Below are 24,029 nucleotides of genomic sequence, written 5' to 3' on the forward strand. Positions count from 1 at the left end.
TACCAATAGAATTTGAAGTAATACAAAACACGAAATTGAAGGCGAGAAGAAGGGCAGTACGACTGCTTTTGAGATGATCTCGAAACAGGAGAGCCGTACTAGGGAGTGGCCAATCTAAGACAGTCACGGTCGGGTCGAAACGTCAGTATCAGTCCGCACGCGTATCCTGTGTACTACCTGCGTACACCAGCAACTATCGGGACTCGGATCGATAGACAGGAAGATACAACCAACTTCAGTCCAAAAACTATGGCAATGGAGATGCGACTACGGCAGCGAGGTCGAAGTTTGCTAACGGCCGTTACATTAGCCGTGAGTGGATTTTTTCTTGGAGCACTTCTCGTTTTTCTCACGATTCAAGGGCTGATTTTCGCAGGTGTCGATGTGATGAATGCACCAGCGGTACAGCTCGTTATCTCGACGGTGATGTTGCAGGGTGTCGCCTTTGGTCTGTTGGCGCTCGGGTATCTCAAGCTGAGTGGACTCGGGTTTGACTTTCTTGCACTCCGCCGGTCGACTCTGCGAGACGGAGGGTGGATCGTCAGCGGACTCACCGTCTTTTTTGTCCTCTATGTGGCAATGAATTTCGCCATCTCGGCACTCGGAATCCCAGTCGCGGAAAATCAAGTAGCCCAAATTGGGGCCAAAAATCCCGACGTACTCTTGCTGTTGGTACCATTCTCCTTACTGCTCATCGGTCCTGGTGAGGAAGTTCTATTCAGAGGTCTCATTCAAGGAACGCTTCGACAAACGTTTTGACCGTGGAGTGCGATCGTCATCGCGAGTGCGATCTTCGCAGTGAGTCACGCGTCAGCGCTCACCGGTGATGGTCAATTCACCTACATGGCCGTTGTATTCATACTCGCGCTTATCCTCGGTGTCACCTACGAATACGCGGAGAATCTCATCATCCCGACGGTGATACACGGTATTTATAATGCTATACTATTCTCCTTCCTCTATTTGCAAGTAACGTGAGTTTCTCAGTTGGTCTGGCAACTGTTGAACCCAAAGATCCAATAACTGAGCATTAATAACTCAGAGCAATTCAATTATTAATGTTGCCTAGCTAATGGCCGTTTTATAGCAGCTAATTTAATAATACTCCAGCACCTAGCCTCTGCTAATGACATCGTCCGACCGGGATCCACCCGACTCAAGCGATGAATCCCATGGACACAACCATGACCACGACCACGAACATGACCATCACACCAGTGGACGGGAAGGTGATAGCGTAACCGCGACTTCGTCGAATAGGGACGATGTCGCCCAGTTTTCGGTACCTGAGATGGACTGCCCGTCCTGTGCGGGGAAGGTCGAAAATAGTGTCCGGAAACTCGATGGTATCACCACTATTGAACCTCAGGTAACGACTGGGACGCTCTCGGTATCCTACGATGGAGGCCACACCTCTCCGGACGAGATTGCCGAACGCGTAGAAAAAGCTGGGTACACGGTCGAAAACCAGGGCGAGACGACCGCGACGTTCACTGTCCCTGAAATGGACTGTCCATCCTGCGCGGGGAAAATTGAGAATGCCCTGGATGACATCTCGGGACTCTCGAGTTACGAGACACAGCCGACGACCGGGAAGGTGATTACGACCTACAATGGTGATTCGGTTTCACCATCGAAGATCACTGCTGCGATCGAAAGCGCAGGCTACGAGGTGACCGACTCGACAGCGAACAACACCGACACTGAGAGCGATCCCACCGATGACCGCGGGAGCGTTTGGACCAGTTCGCGGGCGATCAAAACGTGGATCAGCGGTGGGTTCGTCGCACTCGGCCTCCTCTTCGAGTTCTTCCTCACCGGCCAGAACGTCCTCGTGGCCGAACTCGTCGGCCGTGAGTTACTAATCGCCGACATCCTCTTCCTCATTGCTGTCGGGGTTGCTGGCCAGATTATCTTCCGAAACGGCTACTACTCCGCGCTGAACCGCAACCTCGACATCGACCTGTTGATGAGTATCGCCATCAGCGGCGCCATCATCGCCAGCCTGGTCTTCGGGGAAGCGCTTTACTTTGAGGCCGCCACGCTTACGTTCCTGTTCAGCATCGCGGAGCTGCTCGAGCGATACTCGATGGACCGGGCCCGGAACTCACTCCAGGAGTTGATGGACCTGTCACCCGACGAGGCGACGGTCAAACGAGACGGCGATGAGGTGACAATCCCTGTCGATGATGTGGCTGTCGGTGATATCGTCGTCGTGCGTCCGGGCGAGAAAATCCCGATGGACGGCGAGGTTCTCGACGGGGAGAGTGCCGTCAACCAGGCCCCGATTACAGGCGAGAGCGTGCCCGTGGACAAGACCTCGGGTGATGAGGTGTACGCCGGAACGATCAACGAACAGGGCTATCTCGAGATCGAAGTTACCTCCGAAGCAGGCGATAACACGCTCTCGCGCATTGTCCAGATGGTCGAGGACGCTCAGTCCAACAAGACCGAACGCGAGCAGTTCGTCGATCGATTCTCCTCGTACTACACCCCCGTCGTCGTCGGATTCGCGGTCTTAGTGGCGGTTGTCCCGCCGCTCCTGTTCGAGGCGTCGTGGCCGACATTCATTGTCTACGGACTCACGCTGCTAGTGCTCGCATGTCCCTGTGCTTTCGTCATTTCGACGCCAGTGTCCGTGGTGTCGGGGATCACCAGCGCCGCGAAGAACGGCGTCCTGATCAAAGGCGGCAACCATCTCGAAGCGATGGGCGCGGTGGAGGCCATTGCAATGGACAAGACCGGCACAATCACCAAAGGGGAACTCACCGTTACCGATGTCGTCCCGTTGAACGACAACAATGAGGACGATGTCCTCCGATGTGCCCGTGGGCTGGAATCGCGGTCGGAACACCCCATCGGTGATGCAATCGTCGAATTCGCAGAGGACAGTGATATCGGAGCACCGACAGTCGATGACTTCGATAGTATCACCGGGAAGGGTGTCGAGGCCGACCTGGACGGGGAGAAACACTACGCAGGGAAGCCTGGATTCTTTGAGGAACTCGGGTTCGATCTCGAACACGTCCACGCGACGACTGACGGCGGTGTCGTCACGACGAAGAGTCAGCAGATGTGTGAGCGCAATAACTGTGTTGACCTTCTTGCAGAGACGGTGCCCGAGCTCCAGTCGCAGGGGAAGACTGTGGTCTTAGTCGGGACCGAGGACGAGATTGAAGGCGTGATCGCCGTGGCAGACGATATTCGTCCCGGAGCGAAAGCAGCGATCCAACGGCTCCATGATCTCGGCATTGAACACATCGTTATGCTCACGGGTGACAACGAGCGCACTGCCCGGGCGATTGCCGAGGAGGTCGGTATCGACGAGTTCCGCGCAGAACTCCTGCCCGACGAGAAGGTCGAGGCGATCAAAGAACTCGACGAACAGTACGACGGTGTCGCAATGATTGGTGACGGCGTCAACGACGCACCCGCGCTTGCGACGGCGACCGTGGGTATTGCGATGGGTGCCGCTGGGACGGATACTGCCCTCGAAACCGCCGATATCGCGCTCATGAGCGACGACCTCTCGAAACTGCCGTATCTCTACGAACTCTCACACGATGCGAACAGCGTCATCCGGCAGAACATCTGGACGAGTCTCGGTGCGAAGGGTCTGCTTGCACTGGGCGTGCCGTTCGGGCTGGTCCCGATCTGGGCGGCCGTCCTCATCGGCGATGCAGGCATGACAGTTGGCGTCACCGGCAATGCAATGCGCCTCTCCAGAATTAAACCCGATTCGTTACTGACCGATTGATGTCCCCTCCACCTTGGTGGGCGAGGATCCCCGAGTTCGTTGGTATATCTCGGTTCGCGGTTAGCGACCTGTGCTCGTTGGGCGATACTGCCGTCACTACGGTCGAACAGGTTCCAGCTGGTTGTGGCGTCAGCCGTCATCCACTCTATGAATGAGTGATGTATCCTTGTGGGTGGGTCTCACAGATCTGCACGGTGGTGTGCGTCGAAGCCTGAGTCCGTACTGGTTCAAAAGAAAGTGAGTAAAACAGTGATGACAATTTCGAAATAACACCGAAGAATCAATGACTGAATATCATACGCGGCGCGCATTCCTCGCGAGTAGTGCAACAGCAGTGGCTCTCGGCCTAGCCGGCTGTAATGGCAACGGTGCTGGCGCTGGAGATAGTGGTACACCGACCGACAGTCGAACCCAGAATAGCGGCGACTACGGAACACCGACGGCGACCCCGATGGCCGACTCAATGACCATATTCCATGGGGGGTTGCTCGCGCCATCGTTCAGCGCTACAGAACCGAAATTCGAGAACGAGTATAAAGTAGACGTCACCCGAGAGGTGAGAGGTCCAGTCGCCTCAACCCAGAGAATCACCCAGCAGGGTCGTAAGGCCGACGTGCTCGGCGTCTCCGACTTCCAGTACATCCGGGACCGCATACTTCCTGAGTTCAGTAAGTGGTACGCCATCTTCGCGACGAACTCGATGTCGATACAGTACCGAGAGGACTCTCCAGGTGCAGAGGATATCTCTAAGGACAACTGGTGGGAGGTACTCACGCGCGACGGCATTACCATCGGTCACTCCAACCCGGCGGTCGACCCTAGCGGCTATCGAGCGGTGATGACACAGCAACTTGGAGCGAAGGAACTCCACGGTGAACGGCTCTACGACCAGTCTACCTACGAGAAGCTTCGCGAGAACTCGACGATTCCTACGGGGACAGAAACCAATATTCAAACCCAACTTGAGTCTGGCGAACTCGACTATATCATCCACTACCAGTCAATCTCGGCGAGATCAGGTCTCCCATACATCGATCTCCAGCCCGAGGTTGACCTCTCGAAAGCAACAAGCGCATATGCGGACCACTACGCAAAGGTCAAAGTCGAGACCAGTAGTGGGACGTTCACCGGCGCACCCATCGCGTACGGCCTGACTGTGCCAAGCAACGCCGAGGCACTGAGGCGCGGCGCCCAGTGGGTTGAGTACTTCGCAACTGAGCCGGGTCGAAAAGTTCTCCGAAACAAAGGGCTCGTTCCGGTGGATCCAATCGTCGTTCCGAAGAGCGGTCAGGACGCCGTACCCGACAACGTAATGCAGGTCGCTAGCGCACATCGTTCACTCGGCCCGCTGGAGTTATAAGGCTATGAAAATCAAATTTCGTTGGTACAGTATCATAGAACATTTCAACAGAGCCGAATTGGTGTCTGTTGTGAGTCACCCCTGAGACCATTCCGAGTATACTATATTGGTCGAGATGACACCTGATAATATGAACACGAGAGTGGGAAACTCGCTGATGGGAATCATGCTTTTCTTGGTCGTATTGGTCATGGGGACGTATATGCTGAATCCAGTTCCAGAAGAATCGCCATTGGCAGGTATTATGATTTTATCCTCGGTTGCTATATTGCTTCTACTACTGTTCACACTCGCTGGAATGGTGGTGAAAGACGGCGAATTTAGTGCCCACTGAATGGTCGAATAACATGTCTGTCGCACTTTGACTGGAACCTTCTTCTCCTAATTAGTGGGCGTGCCTCGTAGTACCGTTAGGATCGCCATGGATGACGAGTTCAACGGTCGCGTGGTCGATCCCTTGCTCTGCGAGATGGTCGTGAACCCGGGATCGGATAGCCCGTTGTTCCTCGAGTGTGGTCCCGGTATCCGTTAGTTGAACGGTCGCAACGGTTAGCTGACTACAGACTTGCCAGACGTGTAAGTCCTCGATCTGATCGACACCGTCGAGTGTAGTCAATTCGGCTCGGAGTTCCTCCGGCGATACAGGACTCCGTTCCAGCAGGATCGATGTGCTTTCACGGAGAACATTTCCGGCCGACACAAGTACTAGCATTCCGATGAGCACGGCCGCAGCTGGGTCAGCCACGGGCAGATCGAAGACCGCAACGGCGACCGTCGAAACGATCACCGCGACCGATCCACCTGCGTCACCGAGTAAATGGTAGAAGGCCCCTCGTTCGTTGAGGCTCATCTCATCTCCCTGCAACACGTACACGGAGCCGACGTTCACCAGCAGGCCACCCGTCGCAATGATCAACGTCAACTCTGGATTGATCGCCACCGGTTCGAGAAACCGCTGGTAGGACTCCCAGAGAATGTAGCCGACCATCGGTAACAGTAATACGCCGTTCAGAAAGGCAGCAACCGGTTCCAGCCGATGTAATCCGTAGGACCACTCCTCGCCGCCGTCGAACCGTTCTGCGGTGTAGCTCGCAGCGAACGCCATCGCATACGCGAGCACATCGAACAACATGTGGATCGCGTCGCTGATGAGGGCGACCGAACCGAACAAGAGTCCGCCGGCGAGTTCGACGACGAACCCGACTAGGTTGATGACTGCAACGAACGCTAACCGCCGGGAACTTCTACTAGTCGTGGCTCGTTCACTATCCGAATCGGTCGCGTCTCCGTCGTGTGTATGGGACATTAATTACCCATGCCAGTCATGTATCGGTGGTCTCGTCTGTCAGCTGGTCGTCTCTCGGGTTCGAATCCTCGGTCTCGTTCAGATCTGCTCCATCGTCGGTCGGTGATTCGTCCGCCTGTTCGCCAGCGGGTTCGTCGTCAGCCGGCTTCTCCCGGATCTCGGAGACGTCCATCCCGCTCGACCCGGTGAGGTCGAGGGGTCGTAACCAGATATACCAGACGACGAAGATCGTCGTACCGTATCCAGTCACCCAGACGATATCGGAGAGAAGTCTAAGACCAGCGCTATCGAGCGCATAGACCGCTAGCCCAGGGCCAATAATGCCGATTACCACAACAACTACGAACAGCAATGGTGAGGAGAGTCCAAACGGGTATTTCTGTCCGTCACTGCCGACGCCGCTCGACTCTTCGTTCAGTGTTGGTTGCGAACTCATGCGTTCAAACTCTCTGGTGTCGGCGCCAATGCGGAGAGCTTGATCCGGGAGAACTGTATCGCGTTTCCGATGACGCTTTCGTACTCAATGATATCTCGCTTGGCGACTGATGCATTGCCGGCTTCGGCGACGATCGCCTCGCCGATGGATGCGATTACCAGTTTGTTATATCGGATTTTCATTTCTAGTTTGTCACTGGGGTTCAGTCAGATGTTGTTTCCGATGTCTGGGACGCCGACACCTTAGAGCGGGATTTCTTCGGAACGAAACCTGCCCAGAGAAGTGCACCAACAAGGCAGATGATGCCAGCGATTACAATTGATTGACCACGGATTGTCGTCCCAGACTGGTCCCCTGTGATCAACAGGGTGCCAATGCCGATGAGGGCCAATGCTTGAACACCTGTACCTTTCGCAGGGTCCGTGATATACCCTGCTTCTGTGAGAATGCCGGCAACAGACACCACGAACAACAATAGTCCAGCAACTGACACGGGACGAAGTCCGAGAAGTACACCGATTTCTGAAAGTACAAATCCAATAGCGACGAGGGGGGGCCATGGACTCGCTCCTGTGAAGGTCGAGTCCGAGTCTGATGAATAGGTCACAGCCCATATTGGGGTTTGCTGCATAATAAGTCGGCTGTTATCTATGCCCTCATTCTTAATATGTTCTACCAGAATACTGGTGAGTAGTTATTACAATAAAAGTATCGTGAGACTTCTTTTGATCCGGAGGTGGCTCTTCGACCATTGAACCATAACGGTTTCAACGCTGAATAGACTACGAGCGAGCAACACCTTACGAGAATATGTCATACGAAGGTACTACCATTTCACGGAGCGAGTCACCCGCAGATCGTTGTGATTACTGTGGGCATCCGTTTCCGACAACAGATCGTCTCGTCCTCCACAAAGGCTTAGAACATCCCCAGCAGTTGGATGATAGCGAGGAGGAGGCATTCTTCTCTGCCCAGGCGGACGAGGAAGACGAGTTACGTACACTGCGTGTAAAAGCACTAGGGGGGCTTGTGCTCCTGTACTTCGGCCTTCTCTTCATGTATGCCATCTTCGCCTGACTCAGACACGAAGTCCAGATGTAGTGAGAGATGCACAGAGCCATCTCCAGGACCGAGGCTTCGCAATTGGATCGTGTCGAACACAAAGCTCAGACTCCTGGTTCAGTTTGTAACCTGGGTCTCGGTATTGACGCTGTTTACCGAAACAGTCGCTGCCGGGAACGGAATGACGCTCTCGAAGCAGCCACGGGATACCCTTGCCGTTCCCCGATGGCTGTACCTTGCCACCGGTGGTGCCACGATCGGCGCCTCTGCCCTACTTGCGAGCTTCGTCACTGATCGAGCCTTTATCCGCTATCTCCACAACTGGTCGCTCCCCGGCCCGACGGTCGACGACTGGTGGACACCGATTCGATGGATCGGACGTAGTCTTGGGATTGTCGTCCTTGGACTGGCAGTGTATCTCGGACTGACCGGACCGCAGCTCCCAACGGCCAGCTTCACCATTCTCGTCACATTTGTCGTCGTTCGAGCGGGCTTGCCGATGCTTACGTATCTCGGAGGGAACGTTTGGCCAGCACTGAACCCCTGGCGAGGGATCGTCTCGCTTCTCCCAGCTGGACACCGAACGTATCCTAAAGAATTAGCCCGGTGGCCAGCTGTAGGTGGCCTATTACTACTCGTGTGGATTGAGGTGATTTTCCCTGTCAGCACGATTCCGTCCGTTCTTTCGATTGCGATTCTCGGCTACAGTGTCGTCACAATCGCAGGCGCGGTACTCGTCGGTCCCAACGCATGGTTCGGGAACGCAGATCCGTTATCCGTCTTGTTCCGATTCTTCGGGGCTGTCGCTCCTGTAAAACGGCGGGACGGGAAGCTCACTGTAAAACTGCCCGGTAGCGACCTGACTGACTCAGACTTAATCACGGACACCTCCGATGTTGCGTTCGTCATTGCGCTGATTTGGGAGCTCACGTACAGCGGCTTCATCACGACGCAGACGGGCGCAGCAACTATCGAGGCACTCGTCGGTCTCTCCAATATTGGAGTGGGAGCTGTACAGATCCGTGCGATCCTCATCTACACACTCCTTTTCGTCAGTGGCTACGTCGTTTTCTTCGCCGCGTATTGGTATGCGGGGGTACTCTCTCGGCGACGGACCGGGACATACATCACAGCGAAACGTATCGCCTTTCGGTTTGCACCCTCGCTATTGGCCATCGCAGCGGGATATCACCTCGCTCACTACACCGGACTGGCTGTATCCCTCAGTCCGGCTCTAGGCATGGCAATTGTCTCCCCACTATCGCCCCCAGCGAATCCCCTGACATTGTCTCCACCTGGGTGGTTCGAGGGCTTGAGTATCGCCTACGTGCTCATCGGGCATCTCCTCGCTATCTGGGCAGCGCACGCGACCGCCTACGAACTCTTCTCGAGTCGTCTCGTCGCAATCCGGAGCCAGTACCCGTTCATTGTTGTGATGATCGGTTACACCGTCATTAGCCTCTGGATTCTCTCACTCCCAGGAGCGACGCCCCCTTATCTACCCTGATTCTGGTGGGTTCGAGGGTACTGCTGGTCGCACACTGGCTGACAGAAACCATCCTTCGGAACTTCACTCGACAGTGAACTCTATCGGGTCCATATCGAGGAACGCGGTTTCGTAGCCATCGTGCCGCGCCAGTTGGGGTGGTGTCTCGACGGTGAGTCTGACCGTATCGCCCGTCTCGAGTTCATCTAGACCCATCCCATAGAAACTCCCGAGGTCGGGATCGAGGGACGCTTGGAGTGTCCCTTGTGCGATTGCGTCCCCCCCTCGATTGAGTGTTGCTGAAAGAGCCATCCTCGGGAGCATCACGCGATTGTAGGGTGTTCGAGGAGAAACGATTAGGAAGGGTCCTTCAGTATCACTAAACCGATGGTCACCGTCAACGAGAGCAACCAGCATCGTTGCGTCACCGGATTGCCCTTCGTGGAGTAGTCGACCGGGAAGCTCGGATTTTGTCGGCACGACCGGTTCAGGGATCATTTCCATATCCATTAGATCGACTGTCCCACGGGTGCCCGCTTTTTCGCCTAATCGACGAATCTCCAAATTGTACGTCTCATCCGTATCGAACGTGAACTGCATCGTGGCTGACTGCCCTCGGGTAAATCGGCCTTCGAGCGGGTCAGTACGTGCTGTCTGTAGCGGACCGACCTGGAGCGTCACATCGTACTGGCCTTCTCCCGGAAGCGCAATATTGTCGCCGTAGTGGAATCCCATATTCGGCGAAATCATTGGCCAGAGATTGGTAGAGGACACCTGGCCATCGCTGTTACTGATATCGACAGAGACGTCGACCGGAAGGACTGTCTCCGTCTCGGTGTCCCAGATACTCGCCATTAGATGCACCGAATCATTGGATCGAACGACCACTTTCGTCTTGCGGGAGCCGGTGAGATTCCAGAAGCGGTGGGGGAAGGAATGCATCAGCGCAAATCCGATATCGCCGGCTGTCGTCGTTCCATACATTCCCATCCCTTCGATAATAGCTGGATAGTAGACTGCATCAGGTCGATCCTCTACGAGCGGCGGATCACGCCATGCAGACTTTGTTTCGAATCCGAGCTGCTTCATGCAGCCAGACAGTAGCACTCCCCCTGATAGTGCAGTTCCCTGTTTGAGAAGCGTTCGTCGATTCATTGGCTCATCTGGGATGGAATGATTGGTTCATATCGAATTGATCTCGCTGTCGCCAACTGGAGGTATCCGTAACTCCCAGCGTCGGTCACTCTGTGTACGCCTACGCCAAGCGAACGGCGAACCCGGTGAGTACCAGTAGTGAGACAACGCCGAGTAACGCCGCCAGTACCAGGTGCTTCTCTTCCATGCACTCAGTTTCGATCGGGTTTCTAAAGACCCCTTTGGAACTATACCGTCATCTGCACGTCCGGAATATCAATGAAGGCTGTTTCGTATCCCCAATACGTTATCTCTTCAGTCCTGGATCGGCTGTGCGGGTGGTAGCGCGCGCAATGACCGTGGAGGAACGAGAAAGTTACCACGCCGCACTGTTCGGATGTACTGCAGGATGCCGTTGTTATTCCGCTGACCGACAGCCGACTGTTCGGCGATATCTGTTCCGTTCATCGCCTTTCTGGTATCGACAAAATCGTTGATCTCTCGCTGGAGTGCGAGGAAGTGTAGGCCGGCGACCCCATCGTCAGTCGAATCGAAGTCACGCCGAAGGATGAGCGGTGAGTCATTATCATCGCGAACGCGAGCATTCTTCTGTGCGTGGCCGATGACGCCCATCTCACGTGCTGTTTCCCCTGGTAATCCAGCATCGTCGACTCCGCTGCTGTCGCCGAGGTTGTTCCCGACACCGTCGATAATATCGTTTTCGGCGTGATATGGAGAGAACATCTTTGCCACACGTTGCCAGCGATCATCCTGATTATACCACTGGTTGAGGTTTAGTTGGAGCTTGGAGATATGCTGCGTCGTTCCACCGGCGAACGGCCCCGCTTGGATTGTGACTCGATCTTCGCTGGCCTGATTCTTTTTGAACCCCGATTTGAATCCCATAAACAGTGGTGCGTCTTCGGGGACCTTGGTGGCCGGAACACCCTCTATATCGTCTGCATTTTTCGCTGGGAGTCCGTCCCCGATAAATCCCGTTCGCCGGTCGGCGATGGTGAAGACGTCGCTGAGGGAAGTGCCCGGCTGATCGATGCCGTTGAGCGTCGATTTGTTTCCTTTGAGTGCCTCTTCAGCGCCGAGTACCACCTGTGCCGTGTTACTTGCGAGATGGACAACTGCATCTGCCGTATCGAACTCGGGATCTTCGAACGGAGCGAGCGCATCGGGAGCGGGGAGATCTGCGCTTTCTGGAAGTGACTCATCGAACCGATCGAAGTATGCTCGGGAATAACTCACCGTGAGCAGTAATCCATCCCCGCTTCGCTCGTAGGAGTGTTCGATGCCACGGAGAGCTGTCTCAACCCGTTCGCGGTCGTCTTCGTTTGGTTGCCCGTCTCGTCGATAATTCAAATAGAGGAGCACACGATGGTTGGGAGCCACGACGTTCCCGTGGTCGTCCCGTGGAAGGACATCGTTCCAGGCGTGCTGACGCCGTGGATACGACGAGAGATCATCCGGTCCAGTTGGGACATCAACTTCTTCACGGCCCAAACAAGCACTAAACGCGGCTGCTCCTCCGATTGCGACAGCCGATTTAAGAAACTCCCTGCGAGGGATACTCTTCCCGTCAGCCATTACTCAATAGTTAGGTAGGCAGCCAAATAGCGATTCTGGTAGAGTTCTTAAATCAGATTTTCACTCCGAGTTTCAAGTCAACACCGTTCGAGAGGCCGTTGTGGCTACGAGAGGAAGACGAGATATGTCACGGCGTACGCGGCAGCGGCGAGCGTTACAGCGCTCAAAGCGGTCGTGACTGCGTCCACTACTTGAGTCGATCTATCTTGGCGCCGGTCCGAGCGAACTGGAGTTCCGATGAATCCGACCGCGAGGACGCTGAACACGAACGGCGACGCCACTTCGATGGTCGGTACTGGAATCACGAAGACCGCACCGGCGTAGGCCACTCCGAGTGCCGCACGCCGATTGATATGCCGGCTGAGGCGCCATCCTTGCAGCCGAGCGACGATGAGCAGCCCGGCCCAGATTGTCGCGATCTCGATAAAGAAGGCTCCGAGAAGATGCAGCGTCGGATCGGGGTGTAGGAGAACCTGTCCGTTCAGTAGACCGGCGTTGAACGGAAGGGGATACAGTAGCGCCGGCGATGGACCGGCGAACACGTCGCCGAACGGGTGTGACAGTAGGCCGAGTCCTCCGGTGGCCAAGACGGCCCTCGGACCGAGCCCGACGCGTTCGCCGAGTGTGACCAACCCGACCCCACCAAGCACGAACGCAGCAACCACGGCACCAGGGGCAATCCCGCTGACAAGCGTGACGACACCGACCAGACTCCCGAGAATGAGTTCACCAAGAGTGCCAATACGGGGGTCATTCCCGTCACGAGCACACCAGGCGGCAAACCCGGTCGACGCGACGAGACCGACAACTAGCGAGTGAGTGGCTCCGCGGTGGATCTCGTTTGCGACATCCCAGAATGCGTCAGAGGTTATGAACACACCCTCCAGGCTACCGACAAGCCCGGCAACGGCATACAGCATGTCGATGTCCGGGAGCATCGCAAACGCGCCGGCCATCGCCCCAACCGCGAGCGCGCGCTCGTCGGGCCACCCCCGCCAAGCGGCGACACTCGTCGCGAGGACGAACGCAGCTAGAAAGTGTCCGGCAAACATACCGTTCAGATGTCGTCACGGCGTATAAGTATTGCTTGAGTGAAATTCTCACCCCTAGTCGTGCGGGCGTACTCGAAAGCCGCTGATTCGATGAAGTCCATCGTCACTAGGAATCGGGAACCAATCGCCAGCTCGACACATTCGACAAACCAATGGTCGTGTACGACAAACGAACACTTGGGATCAAAGGCGGTGGGTTCAAATCGACCACTTCCGCGTGAGACGTTGCCTTCAGGACAAAGACACATGCTCCGCTCGACGTCAACTTTAATCTCATCTCAACAGGCCCCTGCTGAGGCCTAAACCGAGTTGTTTCAGGTCAGCGGTCAGCGCCACGAGCGGCCGGCTTCATCTTCGACATCGCCCCAACGAAATAGACCGCTGCAATGATAAACACGGCAATGGCGACGTCGAGCCCATGTTCGAGGAGGTGGTGGGAACCGGTCGGGAAGACGTAGAAGTACGCCAGTACACCGGTCGCTGATCGCGAGAGCAACGACGTCAGTGCCAGCACAATAAGCAAGTACGACCGCGATTGACGCTTGGCGGCGGCGATGACGGCCGACTTACCAATAGGGCAGTCAGGACAGCAGCGATGGTTACCACCCCGATGGTGACCGGTTCGTGCCCTATTCCCGCCGCCACACCAAGGTGCATCATCGAGCCATCCCCGTTGGGTTCGACGAGAGTCATCTTGAGGTCACCCGGTCACCACCGGTCGTGAAACGATCCAGAGTGAGAGCACCGTATACCCGATCATTAGGACAACAAGCGGGAGGTGGCCACGGCGTGCATTCGGCGGTGTTCGATACCGGTTGTGGGCAACCCCGTGGGCAGCGACGACGGCGACGATATGGCCACCAACAATAAGCAACACCTGTGAGCCCCAGAAGATTGGGAGGCCAAGCCATCCGAGCAACGAGATATCCACGAAAATCCCGGCAGCAGCAATGGTTAGTTCGAGCGTCCGGCCAACGCTCCGAACGACAGAGGGATAGTAATGAGCAAACTCGTAGGCGGCGGCGATGGGAATCACTGTGGGGGCAAACGCGCGCGCCGCACTCGTTGCACCGGAGCGGGCCTCGTTGTCTCTACTTCCGGCAACGTCAGCCAGCGCCGCGACGATCAGGAACGAGGCAACAAAGAGGGTGAGCCCCGCAGCGTACAGGAATAGCGCCGTCGTCAGACCGGTTCCGAGCGCATCACGGGTCGTAAATAGGACTGTCTGGTACTCCGGCGTGCTGGTGAACCCGTCGAAGCTGACAGTGTAGACCACTGCAACGATGAATGTTACTGCTCCCGGGTGGTCGAGGGGTTTAGTGCATCCGCGCCAAGGCGGCCGACTCTCGAGGCGGTAGCCGCCGGCGGCTGTTCGCTTGACGTCGATCGGAGCGACCCGTCCGAACAGCCGGTAGAGCACGGCGAACGCGTCTCCCCGACGGAACCAGACGGGGCCGAAAGCGATCCCGCCGGCGATCATGAGGAGGGCGAACGTGACTACCACTCCGACTGTGAGGGGTGGACTTCGGGGAACGCCGATCAGGTTTTCCGCGAGCCCGATGACGAGAACAAACCCGGCAACGGCGGGCCAAACGCCGAATCGGTCGGAAAATTCGGTCATTGACAGCTGCTCCCCTTCAAGGCGTGAAAGCAACTGATAGACATTGCGCCAGGGTGAGAGCAGCAGCCACGGTGTCCCGACGAGCATCGCGACCAGTCCAAGCCCCTTGAACCAGACGCCCCAAACGAATACCGTCGCGAAGTTCTCGGCAGTTGCTTGCGGGCCGAGCGCCCCAGTAATGATAGCACCGAGGACGGCCACCGTGAATACTGCTACGGCGACGAACCGGCCTACACGAGCCATCTCGCCGGGAATTACGCCGAGACGGTGCGTCCACGCTTCGTCGGGTGTCGGTTCGCTCCAGCCGAGCCAGAGCGCGGTGATCGCAACCGTCGCACCCGCTCCAGCGAAGAGAAGCGGTAGCGGAAGCGGTGAGTCGAATCGAGTTCCACCTACTTCGTGGGCCATGGCCACACCCGGAATCAGTGCTAGCACCGCGAGAAACCACAACGCGACGCGGCGACGGTGCATATCAGAACTGCGGTGGCTGTCGCGGAAAGGCCTGTGGTATAATAGTCGAATTTGGCGGAAAGTACGAGGTCCTTTTCATCTGTCCCGATATCGCTATAGGCATGCGCACCGCAACCGTAGTCGCGATCGTCGTCGTGGTGGTGATCCTCGGCGGTGTTGCGGTGTATTCGTTCGGGCTAAGCGGTGGCGAGCAGCTCCGGCTACAGGAGCGGTGGGTGAGCGATACCGCACGAGACCTCAATGCGAATCATCACGCGCCAGCAGCGGGTCGTGTGAACGGGACAGGAATGGTCTACGCACCCGTAAGCGGCCGGGGTGACACTCCGAACTGTGCGCTCTACGGTCTCTCTGCTGCGAACGGGACCTCGAAGTGGAGCTACCAGATACCGACACAGAACTGCGCGATCCATTCGGTCGCGGACCCGACACTCGCAGACTATGACAGTGACGGTGTCCGCGAGGTGTTGGCAGCGACGACTGAGCAGGCCATCATCGCGTTCAACCCGCTTACTGGCGAGGAGGAACTCCGTGTGAACCTCACGGACTACGGATACACTCGACCGGTCGTAACGGATCTCCGTGGCGATGCGAGCAAGGAGATCGTCGTCGTCGACGTGAAAGGGACGGTGTTGGTCGTCCGCCCGAACGGGACGAACGTCTGGTCTGCGCGACTGGAATCGTATACGTGGGGGCAACCCGGTGTCGCCGACTTCGACGGCGACGGGAAAAAAGAGGTCGTCATCGGTATTAGCGACGGAAACCTCACCATGTTCGAAGGAGACGGAAGCGTTTCTTGGCGTCGACAGGACGCGTTCGGCGAGTCGATCACGTGGATGGCGACGGGACAGGCCGACGACGATCCCGGTACAGAGGTTGTCGTGGCGACCACCGGTGGGACGGTCGCACTGATCGACGGTAATGCCGGTGAGATACAGTGGCAGAAGGACTTCGGAAACTTTGCGGCGGTCCATGCGTTCGGCGACGGTGACGGAGACGGCGAACCGGAAATCTACGCCGTCGCCCGCGGCGGGAAACTCAGGAGCCTCGATGCGAAGACCGGAACAGTCGAGTGGACGACGACACTGACGTCCGCCAACGTGCAGATGATGCCACCGCCAGCGCTGGGGAATGTCGACGACGACGAGGCGAAAGAGCTCGTCGCAGTGACCAACGATGGTATCGTTTCAGTCATCGACCCGCGTGACGGTGACGTTCTTGACACGTACAAGCGGGAGGTTTCCATATTCTCGCATCCTCAGCTTGCGGACACAGATGGTGACGGTGTACAGGAGATCTACGTCATGTACGGTGACGGTCGAGTTGTCGCACTCGAGGCGGCAGGGAACAGGGAGGCAAAACAAACCACAGAAACGACGAAGTCGTCGCCTTCCGTCGACCACACCGGAGACGAGTTCTCCTAACAGCTGGGTCACGGTAATTGCAGGTGGTGATACGAGCACAGGGAGTCTCGCTGGTCACAGAGGAGAATTTGAGGTAAAGGATGAATATGCCGCCATTCGGGTCCATGAGGTAGTTGAAGTACGTCTCGCAGTTCTTGCATCAGCATTTCTGAGCATCCTTGCCCGTTTTCCCGCTTGACAACCTCGTCACTTCCTTAGTGAAGACACGTCACTGTCCCGCCGAAGCGGCCGAGACAGCACCGTTTGAAGACATCCTACTACAGAACGGTTCGTAGTGAGTTTACAGACGTGTTTCCTCGGAACGAGAACTTACGGGTTCGGTCACTTCACTTGAACGGTCCCGATCATCCCAGAACTCTCATGTGGAATACAAAAGTATCCGTACGTACCGGCTTGATCGAACGTGTGCTCGTAGCTCTCGCCCGGTGCGATGAGCCCCTCACTGATGCGATTCTTCGCAGCACGCTCTGACTCGAACCCGCCACTTGCGAAGTACGCGCTCCCGTCTGGAATCTCGTCTTCATACGCTGTGACCGTGTGCTCGATGTCGCTCTCGTTCGTCCACGTTACCGTCTCCCCTGTTTCGATCGTCGAAGTCTTCGGCTCGAACGTGAGGTCGCCGGGCATCGTGACGGTCTGAGCCGACGAGGACTGTCCGCCCAGACACCCAGCCGTGCTAAGCATCGCCAGGGTGGCAGTGCTGAGTCGCAACACCGTTCGCCGATCGTAAAATTCGGGTGACATTAATACAGAGATGGGTGGTGCCGATTAGAGCGCCACGAAGAGGTCAGTCACGTACATGATAGCGAGGCCGAGCAGGAATGCGAGTAGGTTTGTCGCACTCGCCACGCGACCGCCGGCATCACGAACCATTCGCGCGATCTCCCAGTCGACCTGTAGGATTGCGCCAACGCCGATCGCGAGGAAGAAGGCGCCAATCGTCGGTGAGTAGGCGAGACTGCCGATCCAGCCACCGAAGATGACCGGTGCGCCGGCGATGACGCCGAGCGCTGCGAAGTGCTTGAGCGCTGGCCGTTCTCCGCGGGCGACCGGCGCGACGACAGCCGGACCCTCTGTCACGTTGTGGAGCATGAACCCGATCACGAGGAACGCACCGAGCGACACGCGTCCGAGTGCGAACGAACTCCCGATAGCAAGTCCTTCCGCGAGGTTGTGCAAGCCGATTCCTATCGCGACCAGATAGGCGATCCAGAGACCGCTACTCGCCCGACTATCACCAGCGGCGACACGGCCCTCACGCCACGCACTGATCGCCTGTACGAGTAATAGTGCGCCGAATATCCCGAAGACGACCAAGAGGTTGCCCTCGTATGCGCCTGGAATCCTCTCGGCGAGCTCGAACGCCTCAAACCCGGCGTCGAACGCCAAGAAGCCCAGTACGCCGGCCGCAAACAGGAGCACGGCGTGCAGCCACCGATCGCTCATCGTCTTGATGTAGGGGAACCACAGCATCCCTAATGCGACTGGGATCACGCCCACGAACAGCCCGATGACTGCAAGCGTCCCGAGCAGCCCGAGGCTAAACCCGGGTGATTGACTCGGCGCGACGATCGTATTATGGAACGTTGCTCCATCAGATAGTACGAGGGTGACTCCGAGGTCCCACCCCGGATTCCAGTGATACGGAATCACGATCTGTGCGCTTTCCATCGGGGCGAGCGTTTGGTCACCACCAGCTCCTTCGACTCGGAAATCCCAGTACGCCTCGTCGACGAGAACCTGTGATATCGTCACAGATTCGGGCCCGTTGTTCGTCACGTGCAAGACGACCGTTTCGTCGCTCGGAAGGGTCGTATGTGTGATCGTCACGTCGGGAAGCGGTGTGCCGCTCTGAACTCCGGCGAGCGGGGACGTGAACGCGAACACGCCCAAAACGAGTACGAGCAACACAATCGGGAGTAACGCGCTGACCCATCGCGGAAGCCCGAGCGGTTGTGTGATCTCTTCGTCAGCCGTTACACCACCGTCCGTCGTCGTGTCTTGTGTCTTATCCGCCATATTAGACCACCTCGAAGAAGCTCATCCAGCCGAGTTCGGCGAACTCCGACTGATGCGCGTGGAACATGTACAGCCCGGGCTCGTGGTCCGAGTAGTCGATCTCGATGATTCCGCGCTGGGCTTGACACTGCATGATCGTGTCCACGGTCTTATTCGTCGGCGTCAGCGTCGTCCCGTGGTCGTAGTAGTCGAAGAACTGCGAATGCGTGTGGAACGAGTTGATGAGGTCGAACTCCGTTGCATTGGAGAGGTATACGCGCTGGCGTTGGTCCTTGTCGATCTGGATGGGACGTTTCGTCTCGCCCGCCGTCCAGTTGCCCTCACCGTCGGTGTCACCAACTCCATATCCGAACGCCCGCGTGTTCGCTGCGTAGACCTCGTTACCGCCGTCGAAGTTGGTGTCGAACGAGTTCATCACCATCACCATCTCGTTGACGGCATCGTTTTCGGCGTACTCGTGATTCCGGCTCTTCGCCTCTTCGACGAGCTGCTCTCGGAAGTCGTCGGTAATCGGACCCGGGTAGTTGACGTACTCGCGTGGATTCTCCCTGACGCGTTCGGGGTCCGGATCGACGATGATCGTGCCGTAGAGTCCGCGGTGGATGTGTTCTTTCAGTGGGAGCGAGTGGCAGTGATAGAAGTGCGTACCGGCGGGCTGGGCGATCCACTCGTAGGTGAAGGATTCACCCGTATCGAGGACGCCGGGTCCGTTTTGTGGGATCCCGTCCATTCGCGGGTTGAGGTTCTTCAGGTGTGGATGGATCGTGTGCGCGTGTCGTCCCAGGTTCGTGAACTTCACGCGGATGAGGTCGCCCTCGACGGCACGGATCGTCGGGCCCGGCACCTGGCCGTTGTACGCCCACGCCGAGAACTCGATGCCCGGCGCAATCGTGATCGTCGTGTCGACGGCAGTGAACTCGAATTCCCGTACGGTTTGGCCGTCCTCTTCGTAGACCTGTTGGGGAACGTTATCCTGTCCGCTCTCTCCGGTATTGAACGCAGTGAGGAATTCGTGGGGGTCGAAATCCAAATCCCGGTATTCGCCCACTGCACCGAAGTTACCGTGTTCACCCTCATCGTCGTGATCGGACGAGGCAGCTGCTCGGGAGCTCCCGAGTCCGACTGCTGCACTCCCGGCAACACCGAGCCCGCCGAGGACCGTGCGGCGACTGACACTCGTTTCACCAGTGAGTGATTCCACCAGTCGCTCTTCAAGTCGTTCTGTGACGTCTGCTGCGCTACTGTAATCTATCGATGGCATGATTTCCTCCGCTGGTCAGGCCTTCGCATACCCATACACATCCATTGTCCCACCCAATACATAAATTAGACGCATCTAAACTTAGATTGTGTCTAAACTAATGGCCTCACTACTGGAGACTCATCAGTTTAGTTTGAAGACCCAGCGAGCGTTTGAGCGGTTATGGATCGGGCCACTTCCTCTGGGAGTGCAACTCGTTCGTCGGTGCCATCGGGAACAAGCGTCACCATCCCAAATGAGGTGGTCTCAACAATTTCGACTACAGTTGTTGGGGTAATCTCGTGTTCAGAAAGGTACCGGAGTAGATCTGGGTCATTGTCTGGCACCCGTTCGATTCGAACCTTGTCGCCGACCTGCTGATCAGCGAGTGTTTCACCGGATTGTAACGGTGAAACGTCCAGATCCGCTGTGGGAATCGGGTCGCCATGCGGGTCAACTGCCGGATTCCCTAACTGCTCTGCAATTCTATCAGCGAATTGACTACTTATATGGTGTTCGAGGCGATCTGCTTCGTCGTGTACCTCAGCCCAATCGTACTCGAGACGCTCCGTCAGGTATCGTTCTAAGAGCCGATGATGGCGAATGATTTCGAGCGCGACCGGGATTCCAGTGTCTGTGAGTACAACGCCCTTGTAGGGTTCGTAATGGACAAAATCGCGCTCGGCCAATTTTTTCACCATACTGGTGACTGACGGTTGTTCTACGTCCATATGCTCAGCGAGCGTCGAGGTCCGCACCCGTTCATCCGTTTCGTCCTGGAGGTAATAGATCGCTTTGAGATAGTCCTCCATGATGGCGCTCAGCATTAGAGTGAAATTAGACGGGACTAAATTTATAATTTGTTACAAGGGGTTCCTGATGTTGCCAGCTGTGGGCGTAAGTCTGAGATGAGTCCGGTTATCGTCACGGTCAACACCCGCGTAATGATTTTCCGTATCTTCTTGTTGTGAGACTCACTGACGCTCAGAATGGCAAACCGAGAATTCGAACCTTTATAACATAGACGAGAGAAGTCCGCGATGGAATGTCTGACCTCATCGTCAAAGCAGCCGTGAAGGACGCACTCTCTGACCAGAACGTCTCGGCAGATTTCTACGACGCCCTCAACGAAGAGGTCGCCGAACTGCTCGACGACGCCGCAAAGCGTGCTGAGGCCAACGACCGGAAGACGGTCCAGCCCCGCGACCTCTAATTCGGAAGGTACCACACCGACGCTCGAAGTCACTCCCCGTTTTAAGAGGGTTGTGACTGGAAGGTACTCCTATGAGTGTCACAGCCGAATCAATTCAAGTCGAGAATGTGGTCGCGTCGTCCGATATCGGTCAAGAACTCGATCTGGAAACGCTTTCTGAGGATTTAGGAGCCACCGACTACGATCCTGATAACTTCCCTGGACTCGTGTATCGGATGCATGATCCTAAAGCCGCAGCGCTCATTTTCCGCTCGGGGAAAGTCGTCTGTACGGGTGCAAAAAGCGTCGACGATGTGACGACTGCGTTGGAATACGTCTTCGACGAGCTCCGTGAATTGGGTGTCGATGTCGCTACCTCTCCAGATATCGAAATCCAGAATATTGTCTCAAGTGGGGACCTCGACCACACACTCAATTTGAATGCGATTGCGATCGGCCTAGGTCTCGAACACATCGAATACGAACCAGAGCAGTTCCCGGGGCTCGTCTACCGGCTTGACGACCCGGACGTCGTCGCACTCCTCTTCGGGAGTGGCAAGCTCGTCATCACGGGCGGAAAACAGCTTGACGATGCTGAACAAGCGCTTACAGTGATCGAAAACCGGCTCACTGACCTCGGGTTACTGGAGTAATTCAACGACACAGAACAGTTGGCAGGGTATACTGGCACTGGTGAGTACATTTTTGAATCTGCTCTCCCCGTGTTAAGTTAGTGCGATGGCTGATGCCGAACGGGAGGTAGATGATGTCCTGTCCGGGAATGTTCTTTCAGTCCAAGAGCTGAACGACCGAATTGCATCGGTCGTCCAGGACACGCCTGCCCTCAACGGCGTCCGCTGTATTGGCGAGGTCACGGATCTCCATCAGAACAGTACCGCCCTCTATTTCACCCTGACTGACGGCGACGCCGAGCTTCCCTGTATGCTCTGGGCGAACCGCTATCAGAAGATGGACGCTGACCTCGAGGACGGGACCGAGGTCATCCTCGAAGGCGATATCGACTACTGGACAGAGGGCGGGAAAATCGACCTCAAGCCGTGGGAGGTGATCGTCGTCGGCGACGGCGATCAAGCAGCTGCCGTCGAGCGACTACGAAGCGAACTCGAAGAGCGTGGCTGGTTCGACGACGAGCAGAAACAGCGCCCGCCGGCGTTCCCAGAGCGGGTTGGGGTCGTAACCTCCCTCCGTGGCGATGCCCGCTATGACATCCAGAACGCGATCCACGAACAGGACCCTACCGTCGACATCCTGGTGAAGGACGCCACCGTCCAAGGGTCGGAGGCGCCCACATCCATCGCGAACGGCATCCACCATCTGGACCGCTCCGAGGAGGTCGACTCGATCATCGTCGGCCGTGGCGGTGGGAGTGATTCGAACCTCCAGGCGTTCAACACCGAGCGGGTCGCGGAGGCGATTTTCACCGCCAATACCCCGGTGGTCACCGCGATTGGGCACACCGATGACCGGCTCATCGCAGATCAGGTTGCGGATGTGGCAACGATCACGCCGACGGCCGCTGGCGAGTATATCGTGAATTCCCGCGAGGAGTTCTTCGCGGGCGAAGTCAAGCCGCTGGCACAGCAACTCGACGCCGCGTACGAAACCTTCCAGCAAGAGCATGAACATGAACGGGAACTTGCCGAAGCAGTCGACGAGGCGGCCGCATCCGAGGGGCTCCCGCCGGTCTACTACAAGGCCGCAATCGCTGTGCTGCTGTTGCTGTTGTTGGCCATCACTGGGCTTTGGTTGGGGGTGATCTAAGCGTGGCAAACGACCAAGAGATCCACGATCGGCTGGCCCGTGTCGAAGAAATTATTGAGCAGCTCGATGCGGACGAGTGTGCCCTCGATGAAGGGACAAGGCTCCACGAGGAAGGTCAGGAACTCTTGGCCGAGGTGCGAGAAACCCTCGACAACGGGCGTGGAGAGGTCGTGGAACTCGAGTAGAGCGCGATTTCAGTCTTAACCAACAGTCAACAGAATCTAACCCTATTGTTGGTTAACGGTACCTTTGCGAGGTGAACGAACTCTCCGGTTATAATTTACTTTAGATTTTTGCGCCAGTTGGTGGCCAGAAAGCATATACCGATCTTCTAGCTATCGCACCACCATGGACCGGGGCTCAACCGGTGCATACCCACCCCGCACATATGATCACACGGGCAGTCACCATCGAAGACATCGATGATCTGTACCTGACGTGGAACAGCCATATCAACGGGTCCGCCCTCTATCGCCGCGCCCTCCGAGATGAGATGGAGCTTCGCGACGTCGACCCCGACGAGCTTCGAGATCTCTTCGAACGGGCCCGCGAACAGGGCTACACGAAAGACGAGATCGTCGACGAGACCAACCGCTACGCTGATCTGAAAACACTCGTCGACGACGCAGAGGAATAACTCGCTATGTCACAGGACAATACGCCCTCCGAGACGGCCCCGAATCGCGCCGACAGCCAGTCCACGGCGGCAAGTAGGCTTCCCAGGCAAGCTATGTTCATCGTCGTCGCCCTGAGCCTGTTCGCTGTGGAACCCGCCGCCGCCCAGACGAATGCCGTCTGTAGTGCGGACAACCTTCCCAGCATGATCGAGGGCTTCTTCCAGCTTACCACGGCGCTGGGCATTGTCGGCCTCGCAGTCGTGTGGCAGGCTGACTCCCTCATCGAGATGTTCACGATCACGCCCGAGCAGAAGAAGGGCCTCAAGCGGCACAAACGGTCGGCGATGAAGTCCGCGGTCGTCCTCGTCGCCCTCGGGCCACTCTACACCGTCGCTGGGTCGATGATGAACCTCCCGCTGGCGCAGTGCGTCGACCTCGCCCCTTGGTAGGTGACTACCACCCCCGTCGCGAGCCCCC

Annotated in this window: 23 protein-coding genes and 1 pseudogene; 11 read left to right on the forward strand and 13 right to left on the reverse strand. The window is 56.9% G+C overall.

Going from position 1 to position 24,029, the window contains the following annotated elements:
• Positions 1-249: 249 nt before the first annotated feature.
• The 3 genes from Hbl1158_RS16740 to Hbl1158_RS16750 all read left to right on the forward strand — a co-directional run bounded on the left by Hbl1158_RS16740 (position 250) and on the right by Hbl1158_RS16750 (position 5,117).
• Positions 250-759 (forward strand): hypothetical protein, encoded by a 510-nt coding sequence (locus tag Hbl1158_RS16740; RefSeq protein WP_234299826.1) that lies wholly within the window; start codon positions 250-252, stop codon positions 757-759.
• 367 nt (positions 760-1,126) lie between these two features.
• Positions 1,127-3,757, forward strand: a complete 2,631-nt coding sequence (locus tag Hbl1158_RS16745) for a heavy metal translocating P-type ATPase (protein ID WP_234299827.1) — start codon at positions 1,127-1,129, stop codon at positions 3,755-3,757.
• 451 nt (positions 3,758-4,208) lie between these two features.
• Positions 4,209-5,117, forward strand: a complete 909-nt coding sequence (locus tag Hbl1158_RS16750; protein WP_234299828.1) for an extracellular solute-binding protein — start codon at positions 4,209-4,211, stop codon at positions 5,115-5,117.
• Between the two features lie 385 nt (positions 5,118-5,502).
• Here the strand turns inward: Hbl1158_RS16750 and Hbl1158_RS16755 are convergent, their stop codons facing one another.
• The 3 genes from Hbl1158_RS16755 to Hbl1158_RS16765 are packed head-to-tail and all read right to left on the reverse strand — an operon-like array spanning position 5,503 to position 7,041.
• Complete coding sequence (locus tag Hbl1158_RS16755) at positions 5,503-6,423, reverse strand: cation diffusion facilitator family transporter (protein ID WP_234299829.1); 921 nt, start codon at positions 6,421-6,423, stop codon at positions 5,503-5,505.
• 16 nt (positions 6,424-6,439) lie between these two features.
• Positions 6,440-6,859 (reverse strand): hypothetical protein, encoded by a 420-nt coding sequence (locus tag Hbl1158_RS16760; protein WP_234299830.1) that lies wholly within the window; start codon positions 6,857-6,859, stop codon positions 6,440-6,442.
• Complete coding sequence (locus tag Hbl1158_RS16765) at positions 6,856-7,041, reverse strand: hypothetical protein (RefSeq protein ID WP_234299831.1); 186 nt, start codon at positions 7,039-7,041, stop codon at positions 6,856-6,858. Before Hbl1158_RS16765 ends, Hbl1158_RS16760 begins: the two co-directional genes overlap by 4 nt.
• An 878-nt stretch (positions 7,042-7,919) precedes the next feature.
• On the opposite strand from Hbl1158_RS16765, the gene Hbl1158_RS16770 reads away from it, so the two are divergent.
• Positions 7,920-9,428, forward strand: a complete 1,509-nt coding sequence (locus Hbl1158_RS16770; protein ID WP_234299832.1) for a hypothetical protein — start codon at positions 7,920-7,922, stop codon at positions 9,426-9,428.
• A gap of 63 nt (positions 9,429-9,491) precedes the next feature.
• Here Hbl1158_RS16770 and Hbl1158_RS16775 read toward each other — a convergent pair whose 3' ends face one another.
• The 5 genes from Hbl1158_RS16775 to Hbl1158_RS16795 all read right to left on the reverse strand — a co-directional run bounded on the left by Hbl1158_RS16775 (position 9,492) and on the right by Hbl1158_RS16795 (position 15,281).
• The gene (locus tag Hbl1158_RS16775; protein WP_234299833.1) at positions 9,492-10,562 is read right to left on the reverse strand and encodes an iron transporter; all 1,071 of its coding nucleotides are present in this window, start codon (positions 10,560-10,562) and stop codon (positions 9,492-9,494) included.
• A gap of 294 nt (positions 10,563-10,856) precedes the next feature.
• The gene (locus tag Hbl1158_RS16780; RefSeq protein WP_234299834.1) at positions 10,857-12,137 is read right to left on the reverse strand and encodes a Dyp-type peroxidase domain-containing protein; all 1,281 of its coding nucleotides are present in this window, start codon (positions 12,135-12,137) and stop codon (positions 10,857-10,859) included.
• 104 nt (positions 12,138-12,241) lie between these two features.
• Positions 12,242-13,189, reverse strand: a complete 948-nt coding sequence (locus tag Hbl1158_RS16785; protein WP_234299835.1) for a metal-dependent hydrolase — start codon at positions 13,187-13,189, stop codon at positions 12,242-12,244.
• A 319-nt stretch (positions 13,190-13,508) separates the two neighbouring features.
• Complete coding sequence (locus Hbl1158_RS16790; RefSeq protein WP_234299836.1) at positions 13,509-13,703, reverse strand: hypothetical protein; 195 nt, start codon at positions 13,701-13,703, stop codon at positions 13,509-13,511.
• 186 nt (positions 13,704-13,889) lie between these two features.
• Complete coding sequence (locus Hbl1158_RS16795) at positions 13,890-15,281, reverse strand: hypothetical protein (RefSeq protein ID WP_234299837.1); 1,392 nt, start codon at positions 15,279-15,281, stop codon at positions 13,890-13,892.
• 101 nt (positions 15,282-15,382) lie between these two features.
• Between Hbl1158_RS16795 and Hbl1158_RS16800 the strand changes: the two genes are divergently transcribed.
• Positions 15,383-16,702, forward strand: a complete 1,320-nt coding sequence (locus tag Hbl1158_RS16800) for a PQQ-binding-like beta-propeller repeat protein (RefSeq protein ID WP_234299838.1) — start codon at positions 15,383-15,385, stop codon at positions 16,700-16,702.
• A 142-nt stretch (positions 16,703-16,844) separates the two neighbouring features.
• Here Hbl1158_RS16800 and Hbl1158_RS16805 read toward each other — a convergent pair.
• From Hbl1158_RS16805 to Hbl1158_RS16825, 5 genes and pseudogenes are all read right to left on the reverse strand, one after another.
• Positions 16,845-16,950 (reverse strand): annotated as a pseudogene (locus Hbl1158_RS16805) (IS1595 family transposase); the annotation flags it as partial.
• A gap of 73 nt (positions 16,951-17,023) precedes the next feature.
• A complete protein-coding gene (locus Hbl1158_RS16810) occupies positions 17,024-17,386 on the reverse strand; it encodes a plastocyanin/azurin family copper-binding protein (protein ID WP_234299839.1) in 363 nt (120 codons plus the stop codon).
• Between the two features lie 84 nt (positions 17,387-17,470).
• Positions 17,471-18,721 (reverse strand): metal transporter, encoded by a 1,251-nt coding sequence (locus Hbl1158_RS16815; protein ID WP_234299840.1) that lies wholly within the window; start codon positions 18,719-18,721, stop codon positions 17,471-17,473.
• Position 18,722: 1 nt separating this feature from the next.
• On the reverse strand, positions 18,723-19,982 hold the full coding sequence (locus Hbl1158_RS16820) for a multicopper oxidase domain-containing protein (protein WP_234299841.1): 1,260 nt from the start codon (positions 19,980-19,982) through the stop codon (positions 18,723-18,725).
• A gap of 128 nt (positions 19,983-20,110) precedes the next feature.
• Positions 20,111-20,788, reverse strand: coding sequence for a metal-dependent transcriptional regulator (locus Hbl1158_RS16825; protein ID WP_234299842.1), 678 nt, complete (start codon positions 20,786-20,788; stop codon positions 20,111-20,113).
• A gap of 218 nt (positions 20,789-21,006) precedes the next feature.
• On the opposite strand from Hbl1158_RS16825, the gene Hbl1158_RS16830 reads away from it, so the two are divergent.
• The 6 genes from Hbl1158_RS16830 (at position 21,007) to Hbl1158_RS16855 (ending at position 24,001) form a co-directional block, all read left to right on the forward strand.
• Positions 21,007-21,174 carry a DNA-binding protein gene (locus tag Hbl1158_RS16830; RefSeq protein WP_066419186.1) on the forward strand — a complete coding sequence of 56 codons (168 nt, stop codon included), beginning with the start codon at positions 21,007-21,009 and terminating at the stop codon, positions 21,172-21,174.
• A gap of 71 nt (positions 21,175-21,245) precedes the next feature.
• Entirely contained in the window at positions 21,246-21,806 is a 561-nt protein-coding gene (locus Hbl1158_RS16835; RefSeq protein ID WP_049987858.1) for a TATA-box-binding protein, read from the forward strand.
• A gap of 85 nt (positions 21,807-21,891) precedes the next feature.
• A complete protein-coding gene (gene xseA / locus Hbl1158_RS16840; RefSeq protein ID WP_234299843.1) occupies positions 21,892-22,935 on the forward strand; it encodes an exodeoxyribonuclease VII large subunit in 1,044 nt (347 codons plus the stop codon).
• 2 nt (positions 22,936-22,937) lie between these two features.
• Entirely contained in the window at positions 22,938-23,120 is a 183-nt protein-coding gene (xseB, locus tag Hbl1158_RS16845) for an exodeoxyribonuclease VII small subunit (protein ID WP_123115094.1), read from the forward strand.
• A gap of 203 nt (positions 23,121-23,323) precedes the next feature.
• Positions 23,324-23,572 (forward strand): hypothetical protein, encoded by a 249-nt coding sequence (locus Hbl1158_RS16850; RefSeq protein ID WP_234299844.1) that lies wholly within the window; start codon positions 23,324-23,326, stop codon positions 23,570-23,572.
• Between the two features lie 6 nt (positions 23,573-23,578).
• Positions 23,579-24,001: a hypothetical protein gene (locus Hbl1158_RS16855; RefSeq protein WP_234299845.1), complete on the forward strand. Its 423-nt coding sequence runs from the start codon at positions 23,579-23,581 to the stop codon at positions 23,999-24,001.
• The last annotated feature ends 28 nt before the right edge of the window (positions 24,002-24,029 follow it).

Origin of the sequence: Halobaculum sp. CBA1158 (genome assembly GCF_021431925.1) — an archaeon.
GTDB lineage: Archaea > Halobacteriota > Halobacteria > Halobacteriales > Haloferacaceae > Halobaculum.

Excerpts from the sequence above, each read along its gene's own strand:
- Hbl1158_RS16740 (WP_234299826.1), top strand. The coding sequence starts at position 250 with ATGGCAATGGAGATGCGACTACGGCAGCGAGGTCGAAGTTTGCTAACG.
- Hbl1158_RS16745 (WP_234299827.1), top strand. The coding sequence starts at position 1,127 with ATGACATCGTCCGACCGGGATCCACCCGACTCAAGCGATGAATCCCAT.
- Hbl1158_RS16750 (WP_234299828.1), top strand. The coding sequence starts at position 4,209 with ATGGCCGACTCAATGACCATATTCCATGGGGGGTTGCTCGCGCCATCG.
- Hbl1158_RS16755 (WP_234299829.1), bottom strand. The coding sequence starts at position 6,423 with ATGTCCCATACACACGACGGAGACGCGACCGATTCGGATAGTGAACGA.
- Hbl1158_RS16760 (WP_234299830.1), bottom strand. The coding sequence starts at position 6,859 with ATGAGTTCGCAACCAACACTGAACGAAGAGTCGAGCGGCGTCGGCAGT.
- Hbl1158_RS16765 (WP_234299831.1), bottom strand. The coding sequence starts at position 7,041 with ATGAAAATCCGATATAACAAACTGGTAATCGCATCCATCGGCGAGGCG.
- Hbl1158_RS16770 (WP_234299832.1), top strand. The coding sequence starts at position 7,920 with ATGCCATCTTCGCCTGACTCAGACACGAAGTCCAGATGTAGTGAGAGA.
- Hbl1158_RS16775 (WP_234299833.1), bottom strand. The coding sequence starts at position 10,562 with ATGAATCGACGAACGCTTCTCAAACAGGGAACTGCACTATCAGGGGGA.
- Hbl1158_RS16780 (WP_234299834.1), bottom strand. The coding sequence starts at position 12,137 with ATGGCTGACGGGAAGAGTATCCCTCGCAGGGAGTTTCTTAAATCGGCT.
- Hbl1158_RS16785 (WP_234299835.1), bottom strand. The coding sequence starts at position 13,189 with ATGTTTGCCGGACACTTTCTAGCTGCGTTCGTCCTCGCGACGAGTGTC.
- Hbl1158_RS16795 (WP_234299837.1), bottom strand. The coding sequence starts at position 15,281 with ATGCACCGTCGCCGCGTCGCGTTGTGGTTTCTCGCGGTGCTAGCACTG.
- Hbl1158_RS16800 (WP_234299838.1), top strand. The coding sequence starts at position 15,383 with ATGCGCACCGCAACCGTAGTCGCGATCGTCGTCGTGGTGGTGATCCTC.
- Hbl1158_RS16810 (WP_234299839.1), bottom strand. The coding sequence starts at position 17,386 with ATGCTTAGCACGGCTGGGTGTCTGGGCGGACAGTCCTCGTCGGCTCAG.
- Hbl1158_RS16815 (WP_234299840.1), bottom strand. The coding sequence starts at position 18,721 with ATGGCGGATAAGACACAAGACACGACGACGGACGGTGGTGTAACGGCT.
- Hbl1158_RS16820 (WP_234299841.1), bottom strand. The coding sequence starts at position 19,982 with ATGCCATCGATAGATTACAGTAGCGCAGCAGACGTCACAGAACGACTT.
- Hbl1158_RS16825 (WP_234299842.1), bottom strand. The coding sequence starts at position 20,788 with ATGCTGAGCGCCATCATGGAGGACTATCTCAAAGCGATCTATTACCTC.
- Hbl1158_RS16830 (WP_066419186.1), top strand. The coding sequence starts at position 21,007 with ATGTCTGACCTCATCGTCAAAGCAGCCGTGAAGGACGCACTCTCTGAC.
- Hbl1158_RS16835 (WP_049987858.1), top strand. The coding sequence starts at position 21,246 with ATGAGTGTCACAGCCGAATCAATTCAAGTCGAGAATGTGGTCGCGTCG.
- xseA (WP_234299843.1), top strand. The coding sequence starts at position 21,892 with ATGGCTGATGCCGAACGGGAGGTAGATGATGTCCTGTCCGGGAATGTT.
- Hbl1158_RS16850 (WP_234299844.1), top strand. The coding sequence starts at position 23,324 with ATGATCACACGGGCAGTCACCATCGAAGACATCGATGATCTGTACCTG.
- Hbl1158_RS16855 (WP_234299845.1), top strand. The coding sequence starts at position 23,579 with ATGTCACAGGACAATACGCCCTCCGAGACGGCCCCGAATCGCGCCGAC.